Annotated in this window: 20 protein-coding genes and 3 tRNA genes; 11 read left to right on the top strand and 12 right to left on the bottom strand. The window is 68.7% G+C overall.

Features of this window, described 5'->3' with window-relative positions; translation table 11 throughout:
* Positions 1-10: 10 nt before the first annotated feature.
* The 4 genes from DNK52_RS08815 to DNK52_RS08800 are packed head-to-tail and all read right to left on the bottom strand — an operon-like array spanning position 11 to position 2,310.
* Positions 11-313, bottom strand: coding sequence for a hypothetical protein (locus tag DNK52_RS08815; RefSeq protein ID WP_110240569.1), 303 nt, complete (start codon positions 311-313; stop codon positions 11-13).
* The gene (locus tag DNK52_RS08810; RefSeq protein WP_110240568.1) at positions 306-1,688 is read right to left on the bottom strand and encodes an EsaB/YukD family protein; all 1,383 of its coding nucleotides are present in this window, start codon (positions 1,686-1,688) and stop codon (positions 306-308) included. The genes DNK52_RS08815 and DNK52_RS08810 overlap by 8 nt, the downstream gene beginning before the upstream one ends.
* Complete coding sequence (locus tag DNK52_RS08805; RefSeq protein ID WP_110240567.1) at positions 1,666-1,959, bottom strand: WXG100 family type VII secretion target; 294 nt, start codon at positions 1,957-1,959, stop codon at positions 1,666-1,668. The genes DNK52_RS08810 and DNK52_RS08805 overlap by 23 nt, the downstream gene beginning before the upstream one ends.
* Positions 1,960-1,983: 24 nt before the next feature.
* Positions 1,984-2,310, bottom strand: a complete 327-nt coding sequence (locus tag DNK52_RS08800; RefSeq protein ID WP_110240566.1) for a WXG100 family type VII secretion target — start codon at positions 2,308-2,310, stop codon at positions 1,984-1,986.
* 277 nt (positions 2,311-2,587) lie between these two features.
* Between DNK52_RS08800 and eccCa the strand changes: the two genes are divergently transcribed.
* The 3 genes from eccCa (at position 2,588) to DNK52_RS08785 (ending at position 7,402) form a co-directional block, all read left to right on the top strand.
* Positions 2,588-6,481: a type VII secretion protein EccCa gene (gene eccCa, locus DNK52_RS08795; RefSeq protein WP_110240565.1), complete on the top strand. Its 3,894-nt coding sequence runs from the start codon at positions 2,588-2,590 to the stop codon at positions 6,479-6,481.
* Between the two features lie 88 nt (positions 6,482-6,569).
* On the top strand, positions 6,570-6,875 hold the full coding sequence (locus DNK52_RS08790) for a type II toxin-antitoxin system VapB family antitoxin (RefSeq protein WP_110240564.1): 306 nt from the start codon (positions 6,570-6,572) through the stop codon (positions 6,873-6,875).
* A complete protein-coding gene (locus tag DNK52_RS08785; protein WP_110240563.1) occupies positions 6,872-7,402 on the top strand; it encodes a LytR C-terminal domain-containing protein in 531 nt (176 codons plus the stop codon). The genes DNK52_RS08790 and DNK52_RS08785 overlap by 4 nt, the downstream gene beginning before the upstream one ends.
* Before the next feature lie 27 nt (positions 7,403-7,429).
* Here DNK52_RS08785 and DNK52_RS08780 read toward each other — a convergent pair whose 3' ends face one another.
* The 3 genes from DNK52_RS08780 to DNK52_RS08770 are packed head-to-tail and all read right to left on the bottom strand — an operon-like array spanning position 7,430 to position 10,564.
* Positions 7,430-8,803, bottom strand: a complete 1,374-nt coding sequence (locus DNK52_RS08780; protein ID WP_110240562.1) for a vWA domain-containing protein — start codon at positions 8,801-8,803, stop codon at positions 7,430-7,432.
* A 13-nt stretch (positions 8,804-8,816) separates the two neighbouring features.
* On the bottom strand, positions 8,817-9,689 hold the full coding sequence (locus tag DNK52_RS08775) for a universal stress protein (protein WP_110240561.1): 873 nt from the start codon (positions 9,687-9,689) through the stop codon (positions 8,817-8,819).
* The gene (locus DNK52_RS08770) at positions 9,686-10,564 is read right to left on the bottom strand and encodes an AAA family ATPase (protein ID WP_110240560.1); all 879 of its coding nucleotides are present in this window, start codon (positions 10,562-10,564) and stop codon (positions 9,686-9,688) included. The genes DNK52_RS08775 and DNK52_RS08770 overlap by 4 nt, the downstream gene beginning before the upstream one ends.
* 102 nt (positions 10,565-10,666) lie before the next feature.
* On the opposite strand from DNK52_RS08770, the gene DNK52_RS08765 reads away from it, so the two are divergent.
* Positions 10,667-10,972: a hypothetical protein gene (locus tag DNK52_RS08765; RefSeq protein ID WP_110240559.1), complete on the top strand. Its 306-nt coding sequence runs from the start codon at positions 10,667-10,669 to the stop codon at positions 10,970-10,972.
* 76 nt (positions 10,973-11,048) lie between these two features.
* On the opposite strand, the gene DNK52_RS08760 is transcribed toward DNK52_RS08765, so the two are convergent.
* Positions 11,049-11,133, bottom strand: a tRNA-Ser gene (locus tag DNK52_RS08760).
* Between the two features lie 38 nt (positions 11,134-11,171).
* Positions 11,172-11,615, bottom strand: a complete 444-nt coding sequence (locus tag DNK52_RS08755; RefSeq protein WP_162598697.1) for a hypothetical protein — start codon at positions 11,613-11,615, stop codon at positions 11,172-11,174.
* A 117-nt stretch (positions 11,616-11,732) separates the two neighbouring features.
* Here DNK52_RS08755 and DNK52_RS08750 point away from each other — a divergent pair, with 117 nt between their 5' ends.
* Together DNK52_RS08750 and DNK52_RS08745 are read left to right on the top strand one after the other, a co-directional pair.
* Complete coding sequence (locus DNK52_RS08750) at positions 11,733-12,182, top strand: hypothetical protein (RefSeq protein WP_110240557.1); 450 nt, start codon at positions 11,733-11,735, stop codon at positions 12,180-12,182.
* A gap of 57 nt (positions 12,183-12,239) precedes the next feature.
* Positions 12,240-12,331: transfer RNA gene (locus DNK52_RS08745), tRNA-Ser, on the top strand.
* Positions 12,332-12,716: 385 nt separating this feature from the next.
* Here the strand turns inward: DNK52_RS08745 and DNK52_RS08740 are convergent.
* Positions 12,717-13,736, bottom strand: coding sequence for a LuxR family transcriptional regulator (locus tag DNK52_RS08740; RefSeq protein ID WP_239455462.1), 1,020 nt, complete (start codon positions 13,734-13,736; stop codon positions 12,717-12,719).
* 162 nt (positions 13,737-13,898) lie between these two features.
* The gene (locus DNK52_RS08735; RefSeq protein WP_110240669.1) at positions 13,899-15,740 is read right to left on the bottom strand and encodes a phosphoenolpyruvate carboxykinase (GTP); all 1,842 of its coding nucleotides are present in this window, start codon (positions 15,738-15,740) and stop codon (positions 13,899-13,901) included.
* 178 nt (positions 15,741-15,918) lie between these two features.
* On the opposite strand from DNK52_RS08735, the gene DNK52_RS08730 reads away from it, so the two are divergent.
* Together DNK52_RS08730 and DNK52_RS08725 are read left to right on the top strand one after the other, a co-directional pair.
* On the top strand, positions 15,919-16,248 hold the full coding sequence (locus DNK52_RS08730) for an ArsR/SmtB family transcription factor (RefSeq protein ID WP_110240555.1): 330 nt from the start codon (positions 15,919-15,921) through the stop codon (positions 16,246-16,248).
* Between the two features lie 58 nt (positions 16,249-16,306).
* A tRNA-Arg gene (locus DNK52_RS08725) sits at positions 16,307-16,382 on the top strand.
* An 81-nt stretch (positions 16,383-16,463) separates the two neighbouring features.
* Here DNK52_RS08725 and DNK52_RS08720 read toward each other — a convergent pair.
* Positions 16,464-16,823: a hypothetical protein gene (locus DNK52_RS08720; RefSeq protein ID WP_162598696.1), complete on the bottom strand. Its 360-nt coding sequence runs from the start codon at positions 16,821-16,823 to the stop codon at positions 16,464-16,466.
* Positions 16,824-16,975: 152 nt separating this feature from the next.
* Here DNK52_RS08720 and DNK52_RS08715 point away from each other — a divergent pair, with 152 nt between their 5' ends.
* From DNK52_RS08715 to DNK52_RS08705, 3 genes are read left to right on the top strand one after another with little or no spacing between them, the layout of a single operon-like run.
* Positions 16,976-17,818, top strand: a complete 843-nt coding sequence (locus DNK52_RS08715) for a hypothetical protein (RefSeq protein ID WP_110240553.1) — start codon at positions 16,976-16,978, stop codon at positions 17,816-17,818.
* Entirely contained in the window at positions 17,815-18,369 is a 555-nt protein-coding gene (locus tag DNK52_RS08710; protein ID WP_110240552.1) for a SigE family RNA polymerase sigma factor, read from the top strand. The genes DNK52_RS08715 and DNK52_RS08710 overlap by 4 nt, the downstream gene beginning before the upstream one ends.
* Positions 18,366-18,635 carry a hypothetical protein gene (locus DNK52_RS08705; RefSeq protein WP_110240551.1) on the top strand — a complete coding sequence of 90 codons (270 nt, stop codon included), beginning with the start codon at positions 18,366-18,368 and terminating at the stop codon, positions 18,633-18,635. The genes DNK52_RS08710 and DNK52_RS08705 overlap by 4 nt, the downstream gene beginning before the upstream one ends.
* Positions 18,636-18,638 lie beyond the last annotated feature (3 nt).

The raw sequence follows: 18,638 nt of genomic DNA, 5'->3' as shown, positions 1-18,638 counted from the left end.
GACCGCGACTCTAGTGCGGCGCATCCTCTCCGTCCTGCCCATGGGCGTCCTGCTCCCGCGCCTCCGGCGGGATGGGAGGGGTGACCGGTGCCACGGGCGCGGAGGTCGGTGGCGTCTGGGTCACGACGTCGATGACCGGACCAGCGGCACACAGCACACCGGCGACGAGCAGCCCCAACACGGGTCCCGCCCATGGACCCGGTCCCGTGTACGTCGCATGGGCGCGTCCGACTGCGAACACGGCATGTGCAGCCTGCGTGCGGCGGTAGCGCTGCGCCTCGAGAAGGTCCTCCCTGCGCTGCACCTCAGCCACCCGGTATCAAGCTGGGCCAGATGACCAGCAGGGCGAGCGGCACAGCGGCGGCGGTCAGCAGGACCTCGGCTCGGTCACCCAGCCACCCCGCACGCAGGGAACTGACGCTGCCCTCCGTCAGCCCCACGAGGACTCCTGCGCCGACGAGGGCGCCCGCCAGGACGATGACCAGAGCCACTGGGAGTTGCGGGGACCATGCGACGAGCGCCGTCATCACCAGGCCCACGCCCCCCAGCCCTGTTGCGACCTGGGCGTGGAGCCTCGCACGACGCAGTCGCAAGGCGAGGAGACCGGTGAGCGCCAACAGCCACAAGCATCCGACCAGACCCTTCGCCATGGTCGAGGGCACGGCGAGGAGGAGGAGCCCCACCGCCGTCAGGTCGACAGCGAGCACCACGTCGTGGGACACGAGGAGGTCCGTGCGCAAGCGTCCCGTGTCGACCCCGGCGCCCACCTGGTCCCGCCGTTCGCTCTCCCCGCGAAGGACTGTGGCGTCCATGGCCAACCCCGGCGCCACGCGAGCAGCGACGACCCAGACCGTGGCGACCACGATCACCCAGTGCTGGTCGGCCATCAAGCCGGCGGCCTCCAGGAACGTGCCCGCGACCACTGTCGCTCCCAACGCCATCACTGGGGACACCAGCAACCGGTCTCGTCGCAGGAGGATGCAGGCGATGCCCGCAGCGCCGAGTGCCGCCGTAGCCGCCGGCAGCATCGGCCCCCACGCACCCACAGGGGAGATGGGTCGCGGCCACGATGCGGTCGCGGCCAGAGCGCCGGCGAGTGCCGCGTACGCGCATGCGAACCAGACCGCGCCCACGGATCGCCAGTCACGACCAGGCGTCGTGGCGACCTTTGCCCTGCGCGACGCGGCGATGAGCAGGCCCGCCGCGCCGGCTCCTGCCACGACGGCCGCGACCCCTGCCTCCTGGGGATGCAGCGCACCCACGGCCGCCAGCACGAGAACGCCCAGCCCCAACAACCACGCACTCCCGATGCGCGACGAGACCGCGACGCTCCCGCGACCCCAGGAGCTGAACTCGATTCTCGACAGGGAGTGCGCAGCCTCCACGACGTCGTCGTGGACCTGGGCGGGAACGTGCTCACGCACCGGCGCCAAGCTGAGGATTGCTCCGTCCTCGATGCCTTGACCACGCAATCCCAGATTCGGCTCGAGCACCGACCCGGTGGTGGTCACCACCAGGTGCGCTTCGCCCGTCTCCATCCCGAGGAGGTGGGCCAGGTCGGCGACCATCGAGACCACGGGCACAGCTCCCGGCAGCGCGACATCGATTCGGCGCGTGCCACCGACGACGGTGACCCGCACGAGCGTCAGGCGTGGCGAAGATAGGTCAGCCGAAGCGGGAAGCACCACGTCGGTCCGCTTCTCGGTAGGCCACGTTGGAGGACGCGACGTCGGAGGAGATCTGGCGCAACAGCAGGACCATCTCGATCATGGCCTGGTCCCAGGCAGCCTGGGCCACGCGGTAACTCTCCTGAGCCGCACCGCTCCACTGCGTACGCAGCGGGCGCAGCTCTGCCTCCAACTGCTCAAGGCGTCCTGAGATCCGCTGCGCAGCGACCCCCAGGTCGTTGCTGGCTTGGTCGAGGGCAGCGTGATCCACCCGGATTCCGTCGAATGTCATGAAACTCTCCTCTGTGGTGTGGGCTCAACCGAGCCGGTGGGCGAGCGCGATCGCCGAGTCGGACCGCGAGAGATCGGTGCTGCGGTTGTCGCGCTCGGTGTGGGTCAGCGAGGCCGCGAAGTCGTCGAGCGCTGCCACGATCCGACGCTGCTTGTCCTGCCACGCGACGTGCAACTGGGTGAAGGCACGTGCGCCCTCTCCGCTCCAGCGCCCCCCGAGCCCCTGGATCTGGGCACCCAGCTCCGCGGAAAGACGCGTCACGTCGACACGGGCCTCCTCCACCGTCGTGGCCGCTTGGTCAAGGACCCCGGTGGCTGCGCTGAGCCCGCGGGCGGCGTTGTGGTCGGTCATGTGCTTTCCTCTCGATGGATGAGTGGTTCCACCGCCTCTGGACGTTGCCCTCGAGGCCGTGGACACCACCCTGACCGGGTCAAGAGCCTGCGGACAGAGCAAGACGTTCAAGCACCGAAATCTGTGGAAAAGTCCTTCGTGCACAGCCACCTGGTGTCCACAGGACCACCGGCTCGGGCACCTCGAGCACTTCTCCACAGGGGTCTCTGCAGGGCCGCTCCAAGACCTCTAGGTTGCTTGGCAGGGGGTTCTCCCCGAAACGACTCCGAGGGGTGACATGACCAGCACTCCGGCCCGCCCATCAGGCCAAGGACCGCAGATCGCACTCCCTGCGCCGCCGGCTCTGCCCGAGCGCGAACCCGGCTCCGCAGCCTTCACGAGCACACTGCCGATGTTGGCGGGAGTGGGTTCCATGATGATGCTGGCCGGCATGGCTGGCGGCGTCGGACAAGGTCGCGGCCTGATTGCTGGAGGGCTCTTCGCGATCTCAGGGATCGGCGTCGTCGTGGCGCAGCTCCTGCGACAGCGCCAGCAGCGGAGCAGCCGGATCATCTCCCAACGCGTCAGCTACCTGAGAGAGCTGGACGCCGCACGAAGCTCCCTGCGCGCCGTCGCCGAAACCCAGCTGGCCACGGCGACCGCCCGACATCCCCGGCCGAGTGCCTGGACTGCCACCCCGATGCACGACCTCTGGACCCGACCGGCCGGCGATCCCTACTTCGGCGTCGTCCGCCTCGGGACCGCCTCGGGCGCCCTCGACGCCGTCGTCGATCTCGGAGAGATGAGCTCGCACGACGGACTGGATCCGTACTGCGTGCGTGCCGCCCACGACGTCGCCGAAGCGTACGCACGGGTGCCGCAGATGCCGTCGACGATCGACCTCACCGTCTGGGACAACGTCGTGCTCCGCGGCCCCAGGGGAAGGGCACTCGGTCTGGTTCGCTCCCTCCTGGTGGAGGCGATCGCGGCGCACCCGCCCGAGTCCCTGCGCGTCATCGTCCTCTGCGACGGTGATCGCCGCGCCTCCTGGGACTGGCTCAAGTGGGCTCCCCACGCACTCAGCCCCGTGCATCACGACGCAGCGGGTCCCCTACGGATGGTGCTCAGCGACGCTGCGGAGACCCACCGCCTCGTCTCCGACCTGGACGCCCCTCTGGTCCTGCTCGTGGTGGACGTGGCCGAGACCCCGGACATCTCGTACCCGGCCCGGGTCACCGCGCTGGTGGTGAGTGCTGCCAGTGACACGCCTCCCGCGCAGTCATCGCGCCGACTGACGGTGGAGTTGGCCGCCAGCACGGGCGGATCGCCCCACGACCGGATGATCTCGTCCGACGACCAGAGCCCTGTCACCGTAAGTGGCTGCGGACTTGCCGAGGCGGAAGCCGTGGCCCGTCGGGTCAGTCACCGTGGCGCCTCTACTGAGGGATCCAGCGACTCCTCCGACCACACCATTGATCTGCCCGCCCTGCTCGACACAGGCAACCTGGCCCAGTTCGATCCGCACCAGCAGTGGTCCCAACGCACTGAGGACTCCACGATGCGGGTGGCGATCGGCTGCACCGGTGAGGGTCGGCTGGTCCATCTGGACCTGAAGGAGTCCGCGTACGGAGGCTCAGGGCCGCACGGTCTGGTCATCGGTGCGACCGGGTCGGGCAAGTCGGAACTGCTGCGCACCCTGGCCCTGGGACTGGCGATGCAGCATTCGCCCGACGAGCTGGCCATGGTGCTCATCGACTTCAAGGGGGGCGCGACCTTCTCGCAACTCGCGGCGCTGCCTCACGTCTCCGCCCTGGTCACCAACCTGGCCGATGACCTCGCCCTGGTGGATCGGATGCAGGACGCGCTCGTGGGTGAACTGACACGTCGGCAGGAGATCCTTCACGCCAGCGGCTACCCCTCCCGACAGGAGTACGAGACCGCCCGCCGCACGCGAACGGATCTACCTCCGCTGCCGAGCCTCTTCGTCTGCGTCGACGAATTCTCCGAGCTCCTCGCAGCGCGCAGCGAGTTCATCGACGTGTTCGTGGCGATCGGCCGGCTGGGCCGTTCCCTCGGGATCCACCTGCTGCTGGCCTCCCAGCGCCTGGAGGAAGGGCGTCTCCGAGGCCTCGAATCCCACCTCTCGTACCGCATCGGACTGCGCACGTTCTCGGCTGCGGAGTCGCGCACCGCCATCGGCGTGCCAGATGCCCACGCCCTCCCCTCCACACCGGGCGCGGGGTATCTGCGCACCGGGGCCGATGAGCTCGTCCGCTTCACTGCCGGGTACGTCTCCGGGCCCCTCGCCTCCGGCCCCGCCGAGCAGTGCGCCGAAGTTCCAGTCATCCTCCCCTGGACCCTGTCGCCGGTGGCAGAGCCAAACCCGCGCCCGGCGCGATCACGATCGGTGGTCCGCCAGGGCACGGCACAGGGGGTGGGCCAGCAGCGATCACAACTCGAATTCGCCGTCTCCACCATGGTTGGCCTGGGCCACACTCACGCGATCTGGCTGCCACCCCTCCAGGAGGCACCGGGGCTCGGAGACCTGCTCCCGGATCTGGCGTACGACCCGCGGCTGGGGGCGATCTCCCAGCACTGGCGCAACCAGCCAGGGCGACAGATCCCTGTGGGCATCGTCGACAGACCCCGCGACCAGCGACGAGAGCCACTGGTCCTGGATCTGGCGGGGAGCGGCGCCCACCTGGCCGTCGTGGGGGGATCCCACAGCGGCAAGAGCACGTTGCTGCGCACCGTGGTCGCCACGCTCGCCCTCACCAGGACACCGCACGAGTGCCAGTTCTTCCTGCTCGACCAGACGGGCGGCGGGCTCGACTCGCTCAGCGGGCTCCCCCACGTCGTCGGGGTCGCCGGGCGCGGTGAACCCGACCTCGTGCGCAGGCTCGTCGAGGAGGTCGGTGAGGTGATGGCGCGGCGAGAGACCTACTTCCGCGAGCAGGGCATCGCCACCTTCGACACCTATCTCGAACGCAGAGCCGTGGGCACCGCAGACGACGGCTACGGAGAGCTCTTCGTCGTCGTGGACGGCTGGGGAGCGCTGCGCGCCGAGTTCGAGCACCAGGAAGAGGCCCTGCGCCAGTGGGCCGAGCGTGCCCTGTCGCTCGGCGTGCACCTGGTCCTCGCCACCCACCGATGGAACGACCTGCGCCCCACCCTGCGCGACCTCATCGGGTCCCGCATCGAGCTGCGACTCGGGGACCCACTCGACTCCGAGGTCGATCGGCGGGCCGCGGCCACGGTGCCGACGAGCCGTCCCGGACGTGGGCTGCTGCCCGGCCCTCTCCACCTGCTGACCGCGAGCCCCACCCTGCACCGCGCCGCCGGGAGTGCCACCGAGGCCGCGGCATCACTGGCCCGCCAGGTCGACTCACTGTGGACCGGGCCGCGGGTGCCCCGCATCAAGTCGCTGCCAGGCCGCGTCGACCTGTCCGCGCTGCGCAGCGGGCAACCCTCCCGGACGGATCTGCTGCTCGGTGTCAGCGACCGCGCACACGGCCCAGCGACGCTCGACCCTTCGACCGACCCACACCTCTTGGTGCGTGGGGGTGATCGGTCCGGTCGCAGCACCGCGCTGCGCACGTACCTGTGCGAGGTGACGCGGACGCGTACCCCAGCCGAGGCCGCGGTGGTCCTGCTCGACCCGCGCGCCAGCCTGGAAGAGGCCGTAGATCCCGAGTACGTCCTGCACCATCTGACGTCCCGGTCCTCGATGCAGCCGGCCCTCTCGGCCCTGGTCGACTACCTCCGTGGCCGCGTGCCCGGGCCCGACATCACCGGGGCAGCCCTGCGCACGCGCAGCTGGTGGAGCGGAGCAGAGGTCTTCGTGGTCGTGGACGACCACGACGTGGTCACGGCTGGCGGCTGGCAGGAGTCGGGACTGCACCTCCTCGCACCCCTCATGCCGGTCGCCGCCGAGATCGGGCTCCACGTCCTGGTGGCCCAGCGCGGGGGCAACGGATTCCGGACCAGCGACCCGCTCGTCGGGGCTCTCGAGGACCTCAGTGTGCCGACGTTGACCCTGGCCGAGCCTCCGCCTGGCCCCTTCGGCGGTCGCTCCGCACCGCCGTCTTCGATGGCCATGACGGCCCCCGGCCGCGGCCGCCTGGTCGTTCGTGGCCGACAACCCTGCACCCTGCAGGTGGCTCTGCCGAGCAGACAGGAAGCACTCGTGTGAACCGCTCCTCGGCAGCCACGATCACCACGAATGCTCAGTCCGCCGGCTTCGGGGCCCTGGTGACCTGTACGTCGATATAGTCACCCGGGTGATCTTCAAGCGCGTGGGCGACGGCCGGCCCTACCCGGACCACCAGCTGTCGTCGCGCGCCTGGTCAGCCATCCCCCCCAGCCAGGTCCGCCTCGACCAGTTGGTGACCACCAAGGACACCCTTCAACTCGTCGCACTGCTCGACGAGGACTCGACCTTCTACGGGGACCTCTTCGCGCACGTGGTGCGGTGGAGGGGTGACCTCTACCTGGAGGACGGTCTGCACCGGGCTCTGCGCGCAGCCCTTCACCAGCGCAGCGTCCTGCACGCACGCATCCACGTCATCGAGGGCGACGACCGATGAACAAGCGGATGAAGTCGCTGGTCACCCTCAGCACCCTCACGGTCCTCACCCTGCTCGCCGCGGTGGTCGGCTTCGCAGCCCTGACCGCTCCCTTCCCCACGGCCGAGGACCAGCCGGTCTGTGTCACGACCCAGGTCGCGGCCGACCAGGAGGTCTTCCCGGAGCAGGTGACGATCAGCGTCTACAACGCCAGCAACCGCAACGGTCTGGCGTCGAGCACCCTCAACGATCTCGTCGACCGCGGCTTCATCGGCGCAGGGTCGGGCAACGCTCCCGGCGACAAGCCCGTCAAGGGTGTGCAGATCTGGGCCGACAACGCCAAGAACCCAGCGGTCGCACTCGTCAAGGGTCAGTTCCGCAAGGCCAAGGTCGTTCCCGGCAGCGCGCTGGGCCCCGGCGTCGTCGTCGTGGTCGGCACCGGCAAGGTCTCCCTCCGGCCCTCCGGCAAGGCCCCGATCTCGGCGACGGCCAAGAGCCCCTCGGTGATCTGCAGCCCGCCGGGCTCCAGCAGTACCCTCCCCGACTGACCCGGCTCCGAGCACGACCGTGCGCCCTCAGACGAGGTCGTGCACGAACTCACCCAGCTGCGTGAGATTGCGACACTCCGACATCGCAACGAACTCGCTGTAGACCGGGGCCGCCGAGTCCCCCGCCCCCCAGTGGCGCCGGTGCTCCGGGTTGAGCCAGTACGCCCGTCGAGACGAGGCAACCATCTCCTGGAGCACGTCCTCGGAGAGGTTGCGGTAGTTGGAACGGGCGTCGCCGAGGATCAGCAGCGTTGACTTCGGGCCCAGCGCGTCAGGGTGTTCCTCGACGAACCGCTCGAAGGCCCTGCCGTAGTTCGTACGCCCGAAGCGAGCCGCGTGGGCGCTGCGTGACGCCAGCTCGGCCAGCACGTCCCCGGGGTCCGCGCCGGGCACGAAGACGTCGGTGACCTCGTGCACGTCGTCGACGAAGGTGAAGGCGCGCACCTTGGTGAACTGCTCACGCAGCGCGAAGACCAACATCAAGGTGAACTGGGCGAAGTGGGCCACCGATCCGCTGACGTCGCACAGCACCACCAGCTCGCTGCGGTGCGGACGTTTCGGCCGGTGATGGGTGGCGATCGGGACTCCGCCGGTCGACAGCGAGGCACGCACCGTACGCCGGAAGTCGAGCGGGCCGCGACGTCGCGCGTGCTGCTCCTTGGTGAGCCGTACCGCCAGTTGGCGCGCCAGGGGCGCCAGGGCCCGGCGCAACTCGTCAAGGTCACTGCGACGGGCGGCGCTGAAGTCGAGGGTGTCGATCGTCGGGCGCAGGGTCGTGCGGGCCAGCTCGGTCAGGTCGCGATCGGCGGCGAGGCGGCGCAGGGCGTCCGCCTCGACCTGGTCACGGAAGCGTTGGACGCGCGCCCGCGCCTCACGGTCCGCCTCCGGTCCGCTCAGTCCCTGACCCTGCAGCGCATCGACGAGTCGACCGACGATCTCCTCAGGTGCCACCCGCCGCAGGGTGTTGTACGGCGACCAGCCCGCCTGTCCTGACGCCCGACCCGGCACCCGACCGAAGCGCCCCAACGCCTCCGTCGCGAGCTCGAGGCTCTGCTCGGCCTGCCCCTCGGAGCCAGCCGCCAGCGACTCCTCGAGCCGCTGGCGAAACTGCGTCAGCTGGGCGGCCGAGTCACGCAGCCCTCGTTCGTCCTCCAGCACGGGCGCCCCGACGCCCTCCCCGACCAGCCGTGGAAACCACAGGTCGAACAGGGCGTCGAAGGTCGGTCGATGGGTGCCGCGCTTGACCAGCGTCGCCGCGTACGCGGTACGCACCGTCTCGCGGTCGTCCCACCCCAGCGCACCCAGGGCCGACACGGCGTCGAGGCCTTCGGCGAGCGAGACCTGAAGCCCGGCTTCGCGCAGCGCCTCGACGAAGCCGAGGTGGCGGTCGAGCAGCGACATGGGGGGGGCTCCGTCAGTGGGCGGGGATGACCGCGACAGGGATGTCGGAGTGGTGCAGCACCCCTCGCGCCACCGAACCGAGGGCGAAGCCGCTGAGACGATCCTTCGCGTCGCGCCCGAGCACGAGCAGCTGTGCGTCGGCCGCCTCCTCGAGCAGGTGGTGGACCGGCTGGCCGACGACCTGCACGACCTCGACCTTCACGCCGGGGAACTCGTCGGCCAGCTTCTCCATCCGCAGCTGGAACTCGGAGCGGCTCTGCTTGACCCAGTCGTCGAAGGCGTTGACGAAGATCGAGGCATCACCGGCGAGCACCGGGTGCGGCTCCCAGACCTGTACGGCGCGGACCTCCACCCCCCGCTCCTGCGCGGTCCGGAAGGCGAAACGGAGTCCTGCGTCGTGGTCCTTGTCGATGTCGACGCCGACCACCACCGGTCCGTTGGCGCTGCCTTCGGGCTCCCAACCCACCGGGACGACCACGACCGGGGCGTGCGCCCGCCCGGCGACGGCGATCGAGGTGGAGCCGATGACCAGGCGGCCGATGGCGCCCATTCCGCGCTTGCCGACGACGAGCATGTCCTTGTCGGCCGCCACCTGCTGCAGCACCGAGACCGGGTGGCCGGTCTCGAGGAGATAACCGGTGCGCTCGTCGGGCAGGGTCTGACGCACCTTCGCCAGCGCGTCGTGGACGACCGGGCGCAGGTACTCGGTCGGCGGGGTCTCGGGGATGTAGCCGCCGATCACCTCGTACGGCTCCGCGATGGCGACGACGACCAGGTCGGCCCCGGACCGTTCGGCGTGGGACACCGCCCACTCCAGTGCTGCACGGTTGGCTGCTGACCCGTCGACGGCGACGGCGACGGTCTTGCTGTTGGTGCTCGTGCTCATGGCTTCCTCCTGCTGGACTTGAGTTCGCGTACGGCCTTGTCGTGGTCCGAGACGTGCTTGAGCACCACCCCGAGCGTGGCCTGGACGATCGCTTCGTCCAGGTCGCCGATCTCGAGTGCCACCAACGTGCGGGCCCAGTCGATCGTCTCGGCGATCGATGGGGACTTCTTGAGGTCGAGGTCCCGGAGCCGGGCCACGACGTCGACCACCTGACGGGCGACCGCTTCGTCGATCTGGGGCACCTGCCCTATCACGATCTCGCGTTCGCGCTCGAGGTCGGGGTAGTCGAGGTGCAGATAGAGGCAGCGTCGCTTGAGCGCCTCGGAGAGCTCGCGGCTGGCGTTCGAGGTGAGGACCACGAAGGGGCGCCGCGTCGCGGTGATCGTGCCGAGCTCAGGGATGGTCACCTGGAAGTCGCTCAGCACTTCGAGAAGCAGGCCCTCGACCTCGACGTCGGTCTTGTCCACCTCGTCGATCAGCAGGACGGTCGGCTGCTCGCGTCGGATGGCGGCCAACAACGGTCGGGTGAGGAGGAACTCCTCGGTGAAGATGTCGTCGTGGGTGCTCTCCCAGTCGCTCGACTCACGCGCGGACTGGATGCGCAGCAGTTGCTTCTTGTAGTTCCACTCGTAGAGCGCCCTGGCCTCGTCGAGGCCTTCGTAGCACTGGAGCCGGATCAGCTCCGCCCCGCAGGCCCTGGCCACCGCCTTGGCCAGCTCGGTCTTGCCCACCCCCGCCGGCCCTTCGACCAGCAGCGGTTTGCCCAGGGCCCCGGCCAGGAAACCGGTCGTGGAGATGGCCGAGTCGGCCAGGTAACCGACCTCGCGCAACCGGGCGTCGGCGTCCTGTGGGGACGAGAACCATGCCTGCGTCATGTTTTGACTCTAGGGGTCCCGTCACTTCGGGGGGTGTGAGGGCCCGGAGACCTCTCTCACACCACAGGGCTAGGCTCGTCGCACCAGCCACGAAGGAGTGTCATGAGCCACGACCACACCGAAGAAGAAGCAACTCTCAGCGTCGCCGCCCAGCTCATCGCCGACGAGGGCGCCGAGCACGTCGCGACGGTGAGTTTCGAGCGTCCCGGCCTGCACCTCGAGCTGATCGACCTCAGCAGCGGAATCTCGACCGCTGACGCCGAGGACGAGTGGGACTTCGACCTCCCGGCCGACATGGGTCTCAAGATCCTCCTCGGTGGCGTCGACCCCGAGGTCGCGGTCCAACTGCTCCGCGTTGCTGCCGACTTCCTCGAAGAAGCGGTCGAAGAGGGCGACGACGAGGACTGACCCTCCCCACCCGTACGACTGAGCCCCTCACCGCCTGCAGCGGGTGAGGGGCTCAGTCGATCTCGGTGCTTCTCAGCAGAGAGGGCGGGATTCGAACCCGCGGTAGGTCTCCCTACGACCGCTTTCAAGGCGGTTCCGATCGGCCGCTCCGGCACCTCTCCACGCGCCCGCGGACGGGCGCACGAGGGAGTCTAATTCCTCACTGGTCGGTGTGGCGCCACTCGGACCCGGTGCGGTCGCCCTCGACCCCCGCAGCCGCCCTGCAGGCCGGAGCCTCAGGGAGGTGGTCCAGGTGGGTGCGCACGTCGGCAACGAGGCGCCGTACGTCGTAGGAGATCCGGTCCACCTCCTCCACACCGAGCACGTGCAGACGCAACAGGCTGATCCGGTCGAGGAGCACGGTGCGCTCACGCAGGAGCAGGGTGCCTCGCTCGTCGTGCCAGTCCGACGCGGCCGACTCGTCGACCAACACCTGGCGTACGTCGGTGAGGCCACGCAGGGCGGCTCCCCGCCAGGTACGCAGGGAACTGGTGCCGAGGCGCTCCACGTCGTCGACGAAGCGGTCGAGGCGGATCTGGGGGCCCGAATCGCCGGACTCGGCGGCGTCGACGCAGGGTGGCGCACGGTGGGACGGGATGCTCATGTCCACCTCCGAGAGGTTCAACGCGTCGGATTCCGAGTGTGACGGGTGTCACGTTGGTTGGCAAGGGTGAGGCAGGCCGATTGGCTCCACGTACGGCGGGTGTCGTTGAATCAACCTGTGGCGTCCGACTATCGATTCTCTCCCGCGATCACTGCTCGACTCCTGGGCATCACCCTGCTGGCGCTGGGCGCGATCGCCACCGTGGCCACCGTGCTGGTCGTCTGGCTCGACCTCCACAGCGTGGTGGTCCTGGTGCTGACGGTGCTGGTCCTGGCCAGCGTCATCGCCCTCATGGTGTGGAGCAACAGCTGGGTGGTCCGCCTCAGCGACGAGGGCTACCAGATCCGCCGCATCCGCGGAGCCGGCGTCAACGCCGCCCGCTGGAAGGAGGTCGAGGACGCCGTGACCACTGAACGCCTGGGCTCCCCGTGCGTCGTGTTGCGCCTGCGCGACGGGCGTACGTCGACGATTCCGGTCGACGTGTTGCACGTGAATCGCGATCTCTTCGCACACACCGTGGCCGAGCACCTCGAGCGCGGCCACGGCATCACCCAGCTGAAGGGTTGATCGCCGGACCTGATTCGGCACCACGGGCGACTCTCTTGTACCCTGATCCCGCTGCATGGAGGCGTCGCCTAGTCCGGTTTATGGCGCCCGCCTGCTAAGCGGGTTGAGGATAAAACCTCTCGCGAGTTCAAATCTCGCCGCCTCCGCCAGTGTGAGACTCCGCCCGAGCCGTGCCCGGGCGGAGTCTCCTGCATTTCCCGGTCCGGACTCGGCGCGCGACGCAAGGTCCAAGAATTTTGTCCCTCGCGATGATTAGAACGTCCCGACGAGGGGTAGGAGCGCGGCGTCTGCCATTTCCCATCGAGAGTTGGCAATCATGACCCCCGTCCTCCCCCTCCCCACCGTCAAGGCCTCCGCCCCCGGACCTGCGCGAGGTGACACGAGCTGGGGCTAGACCCCGGCACACCGGACCGCGAGACCAGGGCGCTGACGGCACCCCACGTTCGGCCGTCCCAGAGCCCCCGCCAAGGCCGGTCTCGCACGGGACGGAGGCAGCACCCTCCCGGGTCGCTGCCTTCGTTCATTTCAGCGTCGTCACTCCACTCCCGCACCGCCGCCGCGATGACCGGGCTGCTCTTCGCCGGAGACGCCGCGACGACCCATCTCGTACCCCAACTGGAAGCGGGTCTGGGCATCGAACTCGGCCTTGAGATCGGCGACGTACGCGGCGTACGTCCGAGGGCTCACCCCGAGCCGCTTGGCGCTGACCGGGTCCGCATGGCCGGCGACCAGCATCCGGATCGTCATCGCCCGTTGCTCGGCAGCGATGTCGCGGGTCACCGTCGATCCCTGGTTGGCGAACGGACGTCCGTGCTCCCACGTCCGCTCGAACATGTCGACCAGGTAGGCCACCATGGAGGGCTCTCGCACAGCCAGGGCGACGTGCAGACCCTCGTGACCCGGGATCACCGCAACCCGACGGTCGACCACGATGAGCCGGTTGAAGAACTCGTCGAGCGTACGCACCTCCGCGCCCCGTGCGCTGACGGCGGCGACGTAGCGGTGCGTGATCCGGCTGCGCCGCGCTGAGTGCTGGTAGAGGGTGCGCATCTTCACGCCCCGGTCCAGGGCTGCGATGTCTCGTTGGGCCGCGATCCCCAACGCGGCGGCGCTGCGGCCGGCCTGGGGTTGTGCGGTGAGAAGTTCGAACTCAGCGTCAGCGACGACGGAGGCGATGAAGGGGTTGATCGCCTCCCCGTGCAGCTCGGTCCACAGGCCACTGATCGCCCCCGGTGCGTTGCGCCAGGCCTGCCCGATCCCGGTGAAGGCCTGGGCCCACTGGGCCGACTCCGCGAGCAGTTGGGCGCCCTGCTGACCCATGGGGGCGACCACGAGCGAGGCGACCGCGCTCGGGTCCGCTGCCACGACGCGCTGATCCTCGACCACGAGGAGACCCATGTGCAGGAGCAGGTCGAAGGCGCGGCGGCCCTCGTCGCCGGTCAGCAGCGGATCGTCCAGGGAGATGCCGTTGGCAGCGATGACTGCTTCGTACAGGGACGCACCCACCCGCTCGAAGAGCTCCCTGTCCTGGGGACCGTACAGCGCCACTGTCATGCCTTCCGCCCGAGCCGCGCAGGGCCACGCGCGCGACGCCGCTGATCCTCGCACAGCCGTCGATCTGCCCCCGAGCGGAACGGCGTGAAATGACGCCGGCCCCGCACTCATCGCTGAGTACGGGGCCGGGCCGGGACCTGATCAGACGATCAGGTCATGAGTTCACTTGCTGTCGGCCTCGAGGGCGGCGGCCACGCGGTTGTGGGCCTCCCAGATGGCGTCGGGCATGTTCGGGAACTGCTCGAGGTGCTCCTTGCGGTAGCCGATCTCCTGGATCCAACGAGCGTTGTCGATGCTCAGGACCGTGTCGAGGTCCTTCTCGTCGATCTCGAGACCGTCGAGGTTGAGCTCCTCCTTGGTCGGGATGATGCCGACCGGGGTCTCGTTGCCCTTGACCTCGCCGTTCTTGAGCTGCATGAGCCACAGGAGCGGACGCAGGTTGTCGCGGTAACCGGGCCACAGGAAGCGGCCGTCGTCGCCGCGCTGGAACCAGTTGACGTGCGCGAAGATCGGCTTGTCGGTCGCCGCGTTGATGATGTTGAGGTAGTGCTCGGCGTAGTCGCCCTCGCCGTACGCCATGAACGGGCGGTTGGACATCGGGTCGTAGCGGAGCACGCCCTCCTTGCCCTCGGCGGCGAAGGTGGCCTCCGCGCCCAGGGTCAGGCCGTCGTAGACACCTTCGGCGACGTCGGTGATCGCACGGATCAGCGGCTCGCGGTCACGCGTACGTCCACCGAAGATGATCGCGTCGACGGGGACGCCGGCAGCAGCGTCCCAGTCGGGGGCGATGTTGGGGACCTTCGACAGCGTGGTGGTGAAGCGGCTGTTCGGGTGGGCCCACGGCTCGTCGGCCTGCTCCGGGGTGCGCTCGGAGATGAGTGCGCCCTTCCAGTCCTCCCAGCCGGTGACGTCGGCGGGCGGGTTCTTGGTCTTGCCCTCCCACCAGACCTCCTGGGTGGAGGGGTTGTAGGCGACGTTGGTGAAGATCGCCTCGGAGTCGGCGTCGATCGAGCCGAGCGCGGTCGGGTTGGTGACCTCGTTGGTGTCCTTGGCGACACCGAAGACACCGTTCTCCGGGTTCATCGCCATCAGCTTGCCGGTGGACTCGTCGACCCAGAGCCACGCGATGTCGTCGCCGTAGAAGTAGACCTCGTAGCGGTCGCCCAGGGCGTCCGGCGGGAGCATCATCGCGAGGTTGGTCTTGCCGGAGGCGGACGGGAAGCCGCCGGTGACGTGGTACGTCTTGCCGGTCTCGTTGTCCTTGATGCCGATGAGCATGTACTGCTCACCGAGGAACTTCTTCGAGGTCCAGCCGTCGTACGCACCCTGGCGCAGGCCGTGGGCGATCTTGCCGAGCAGCGCGTTGCCGCCGTACGAGGAACCGAAGTGCAGGATGGTGCGCTCGTCTGCGACGGTGACGAACCAACGCTGGTCGTTCTCGGTGCCCTGGCCCAGGTTGGGCAGGTCGCCGGTGACGTGGACGGCGCGCACGAAGAAGTCCTGGTCGGCGAGGTCGTTCACGTACTCGACGCCGACGCGGGCCATGCGGATCATGTGGAGCACGACGGGACGGTTGTCCGTCAGTTCGACACCCACACCCCAGTCGGCGAGGGCGTTGCCCTTGGGAGCCATCAGGTAGGGGATGACGTACATGGTCTTGCCAGCCGAAGCACCCTTCATCTTCGAGTGAAGCAGCGGCTTCATCTCGGAGGCGGGCTTCCAGTTGTTGTAGACGCCCTGGTCCTTGGGGTCGTTGGTCGCGACCACGGTGCGCTCCTCGGAGCGCGCGGTGTCCTTGTGGTAGCTGCGCGAGTAGTAGCGCCCCTCGCCGGCGGGCAGGAGCTCGCCCGCCTCGAGTGCCTCCTGGATCAGGCGTGCGTCGTCGGCGGCCGTGACCACCTCGACGCGCTCTGCTCCGGTGAGGTCCGCGTAGTAACGGACGTACTCACGAACGCTCGGGTTGGTAACTCCCGCTGCGTCGAGGACTGCTTCAACGTCTGCCATCGTGCCTTGCTCCAATTCATGGAATGTGCCGGTGAGTCCGGAGGACATGCCGCGTTTGTTCCTGTGGACGTGCGCTTGCTTCGGTGTGCGCCCCTCAACCCTGAAGAGTTGAAGAGTTTTGCAACTAATGTAATCTGCGGAACTCAACGACGCCAACTGGGGGGAGGTTCCCCGCATCATGACAGCCCCGCTCTACGAAGCCAAAGCGGACCTTTTCCGCATCCTGGGCCACCCGGTGCGCGTGCGGGTCCTGGAGCTGCTGGTCGAGCAGCCGATGCCTGTGCGTGACCTTCTCGCCGACATCCAGGTGGAGCCGTCCAACCTGAGTCAACAGCTGGGTGTGCTGCGTCGATCAGGACTGGTCTCCTCCAGTCGTCAGGGTACGACGGTTCTCTACTCGGTCGACAACCCGTTCATTTCCGACCTCCTGCTCGCCGGCCGCAAGTTGCTCGCCCAGGAGTGGACCGGCACCAAGGAGCTTCTCGAGGAGCTCGGCGAGACCCCCTGATTTCGCGTCGCGTCGCGGCGTCCGCTAATCTCTACGAGTCGCTGCCCGCAGCGGCAACGCGCCTGTAGCTCAACGGATAGAGCATCTCACTACGGATGAGAAGGTTTGGGGTTCGAATCCCTACAGGCGCACCACACCAGGACCGCAGGACATCCACCGGATGACCTGCGGTTTTGTCGTTCCCGAGCTCTGCTGTGGAGACCACGGCAAGGTGACTACCGCGGCGTCCGCGCCCGCCGGTAGCGCCGGACGATCAGCGGGATCCCGATGCCGAAGAGGATCGCAGCGCCGACCAGCGTCACGATCCCCGCTCGAGCCTGCTTCTCGGAGATCGCCGAGCACCTGGACAGCCCGGGCTCTTCGGGTGGCACGACGTCGGGACTGATCGCGGATCCGCAGGAGAAGAAGATCTCGTCCCCAGACGCCGTGTCGGCGTACACGTAGTTGGGCACCAGCACCAGGACCGCAGTTGCCAGGACGAGAAGGCCTGCCAGCAGGCACGCGGCCACACCGGACAGGGATGTTGAGTTGGCACCACGGACGGAGCCGGGCACGCCGTCGGCGCGTTCAGTCATGACGTACGCCACCTCTCCTCGGCAGCACAGGATCGCAATACGCAGCGCCAGGTGACGGCAGGACTCGCCTTCTCTTTTCCGGCCAGCCCTGACAACCATTCCCCGACACACTCCGTATTCCAATGAAAGGCTGGAACTACGGGAGGCACACCATGGACACGTTGCACGAACAACTGGACCGGGCGATCGGCGACGGTCCCCCGCTCACTCCCATCGACAACCACGTCAGGGCCGGTCGACGCGCCCTGCGGCGACGTCGGGCGGCGACCGGGGTCGCCGGCCTCGCAGCGACCGCCGTGCTGGCCACGGGTTGGTACGCCATCTCACCCAGCACTCCGAGCGACTCTGACCGGCTGGCGGTGGATCCGCTCTCCTCGAACACCCCGAGCGCCTCGCAATCGGCAACAGCCCCGGCCCAGGCCCCGTGGGCGGAGCGAGAGCTGATCCGCTACGTCGACGGAGAGCTCCAGGTCCGTCCGAAGGTGGTCGTCCACGAGCACATCAAGAACCCCTACAGCTACGCGTCGCCAGGGCTCTCCGACGCGCTCGACGTGACCTGGAAGGGCAAGCGACAGTGGCTGCTGATCAACAGGGACCCGGTGTCGGGCGGCGCTTCGTCCGCCACGACCCCCGACAACGGCTGGGCGAGCTTCGCCGCCTACGTCTCTGACCAGGTGAGCGGCACCGGGAGCGGCTGGCCCGACACCATGCGGATCACCGACCAGGGCGAGGTCGTCCCGACCGCAGGCACCCAGGTCTTCGACCGCACCGACGGCTTGGACTTCGGCCCCTCGTTCGCCCCGCAGGGCGCCACGTCGGGCGCTGCGATCGTCTCGCCCGCTGGCGAGGATGGGCGCTACTTCGTGGTGTGGAGGGTGCTCGACGGTGCCTTCGACGTGCTAACCCTCGGTCCCGACGAAGTCGCCGACCAAACGCTGGATGAGCTCGTGGCCTACGCCAGCGTCGAATACATCTCGGGTGACGGCCTGCGATGAGCAGAGCCTCGAGAGACGACGAGTTCAGCGAGTTCGTTGCGGCCCGCCAGGCCCATCTCCGGCGCGTGGCCTATGCGGTGTGCGGCGACTGGCACCGCGCCGATGACCTGTTGCAGACCGCGCTCACCAAGCTGTTCGTCGCCTGGCCCCGGGTGCACAAGGACGGTCGCGAAGAGGCGTACACCCGGCAGATCATCGTGCGGGCCAACATCGACGAGAGTCGACGTCCCTGGCGGCGCGAACGGTCCGGGCTCGACGGGCACGACCCGGCCGCGAGATCGGGGTTGCCACCCGAAGAGCGGTCCGCCCTCTTCGACGCACTGCAGGGCCTTCCCACCATGCAGCGCAAGGTGATCGTTCTGCGGCACTGGCTCGGCCTCTCGGTCGAGGAGACCGCGCGCGAGCTCGGCATCGGGTCCGGCACGGTCAAGAGCCACTCGTCGCGGGGCATGGAGAAGTTGGGGGCGGTGCTGGCCACGCGAGAGGGGATCGTTCCGAACTGGACGATCGTGCCCGGTGACCAGCCGGCTCCTGCCACACTCACCCCGTGAGCCCACAACACGCCCGGTCCCTCATCTGGCAGCTCGCCGTGGCAGGGCTCGTCGCTCTGGCCGCCGGTCTGGCTCTGGCGACACTGACCTGGCCTGAGACGAACGAGGCCATGGAGGCGGCCTCGGGACCGTCTGCCCCATGGTTGAACCCGGTGATCGGGCTCGGGCTGGCTGGCGTAGGTGGGACAGCTGCCTGGATCGGACTGACAGGCCTCGGCGTCATCCTGGGCGTGAGAGCCAGCCGACAGGAGGGGGAACAGGCATGATGG

This window comes from Nocardioides gilvus, from assembly GCF_003194605.1.
GTDB classification, from domain to species: Bacteria; Actinomycetota; Actinomycetes; order Propionibacteriales; family Nocardioidaceae; genus Nocardioides; species Nocardioides gilvus.
This window is presented reverse-complemented; position numbering and strand designations above follow the sequence as displayed.

Coding starts and splice junctions, on each gene's coding strand:
- DNK52_RS08765 (WP_110240559.1), top strand. CDS start 10,667: ATGAGCCACGACCACACCGAAGAAGAAGCAACTCTCAGCGTCGCCGCC.
- DNK52_RS08720 (WP_162598696.1), bottom strand. CDS start 16,823: ATGACTGAACGCGCCGACGGCGTGCCCGGCTCCGTCCGTGGTGCCAAC.
- DNK52_RS08800 (WP_110240566.1), bottom strand. CDS start 2,310: ATGACCGACCACAACGCCGCCCGCGGGCTCAGCGCAGCCACCGGGGTC.
- DNK52_RS08740 (WP_239455462.1), bottom strand. CDS start 13,736: ATGACAGTGGCGCTGTACGGTCCCCAGGACAGGGAGCTCTTCGAGCGG.
- eccCa (WP_110240565.1), top strand. CDS start 2,588: ATGACCAGCACTCCGGCCCGCCCATCAGGCCAAGGACCGCAGATCGCA.
- DNK52_RS08805 (WP_110240567.1), bottom strand. CDS start 1,959: ATGACATTCGACGGAATCCGGGTGGATCACGCTGCCCTCGACCAAGCC.
- DNK52_RS08735 (WP_110240669.1), bottom strand. CDS start 15,740: ATGGCAGACGTTGAAGCAGTCCTCGACGCAGCGGGAGTTACCAACCCG.
- DNK52_RS08710 (WP_110240552.1), top strand. CDS start 17,815: ATGAGCAGAGCCTCGAGAGACGACGAGTTCAGCGAGTTCGTTGCGGCC.
- DNK52_RS08785 (WP_110240563.1), top strand. CDS start 6,872: ATGAACAAGCGGATGAAGTCGCTGGTCACCCTCAGCACCCTCACGGTC.
- DNK52_RS08715 (WP_110240553.1), top strand. CDS start 16,976: ATGGACACGTTGCACGAACAACTGGACCGGGCGATCGGCGACGGTCCC.
- DNK52_RS08755 (WP_162598697.1), bottom strand. CDS start 11,615: ATGAGCATCCCGTCCCACCGTGCGCCACCCTGCGTCGACGCCGCCGAG.
- DNK52_RS08770 (WP_110240560.1), bottom strand. CDS start 10,564: ATGACGCAGGCATGGTTCTCGTCCCCACAGGACGCCGACGCCCGGTTG.
- DNK52_RS08775 (WP_110240561.1), bottom strand. CDS start 9,689: ATGAGCACGAGCACCAACAGCAAGACCGTCGCCGTCGCCGTCGACGGG.
- DNK52_RS08730 (WP_110240555.1), top strand. CDS start 15,919: ATGACAGCCCCGCTCTACGAAGCCAAAGCGGACCTTTTCCGCATCCTG.
- DNK52_RS08780 (WP_110240562.1), bottom strand. CDS start 8,803: ATGTCGCTGCTCGACCGCCACCTCGGCTTCGTCGAGGCGCTGCGCGAA.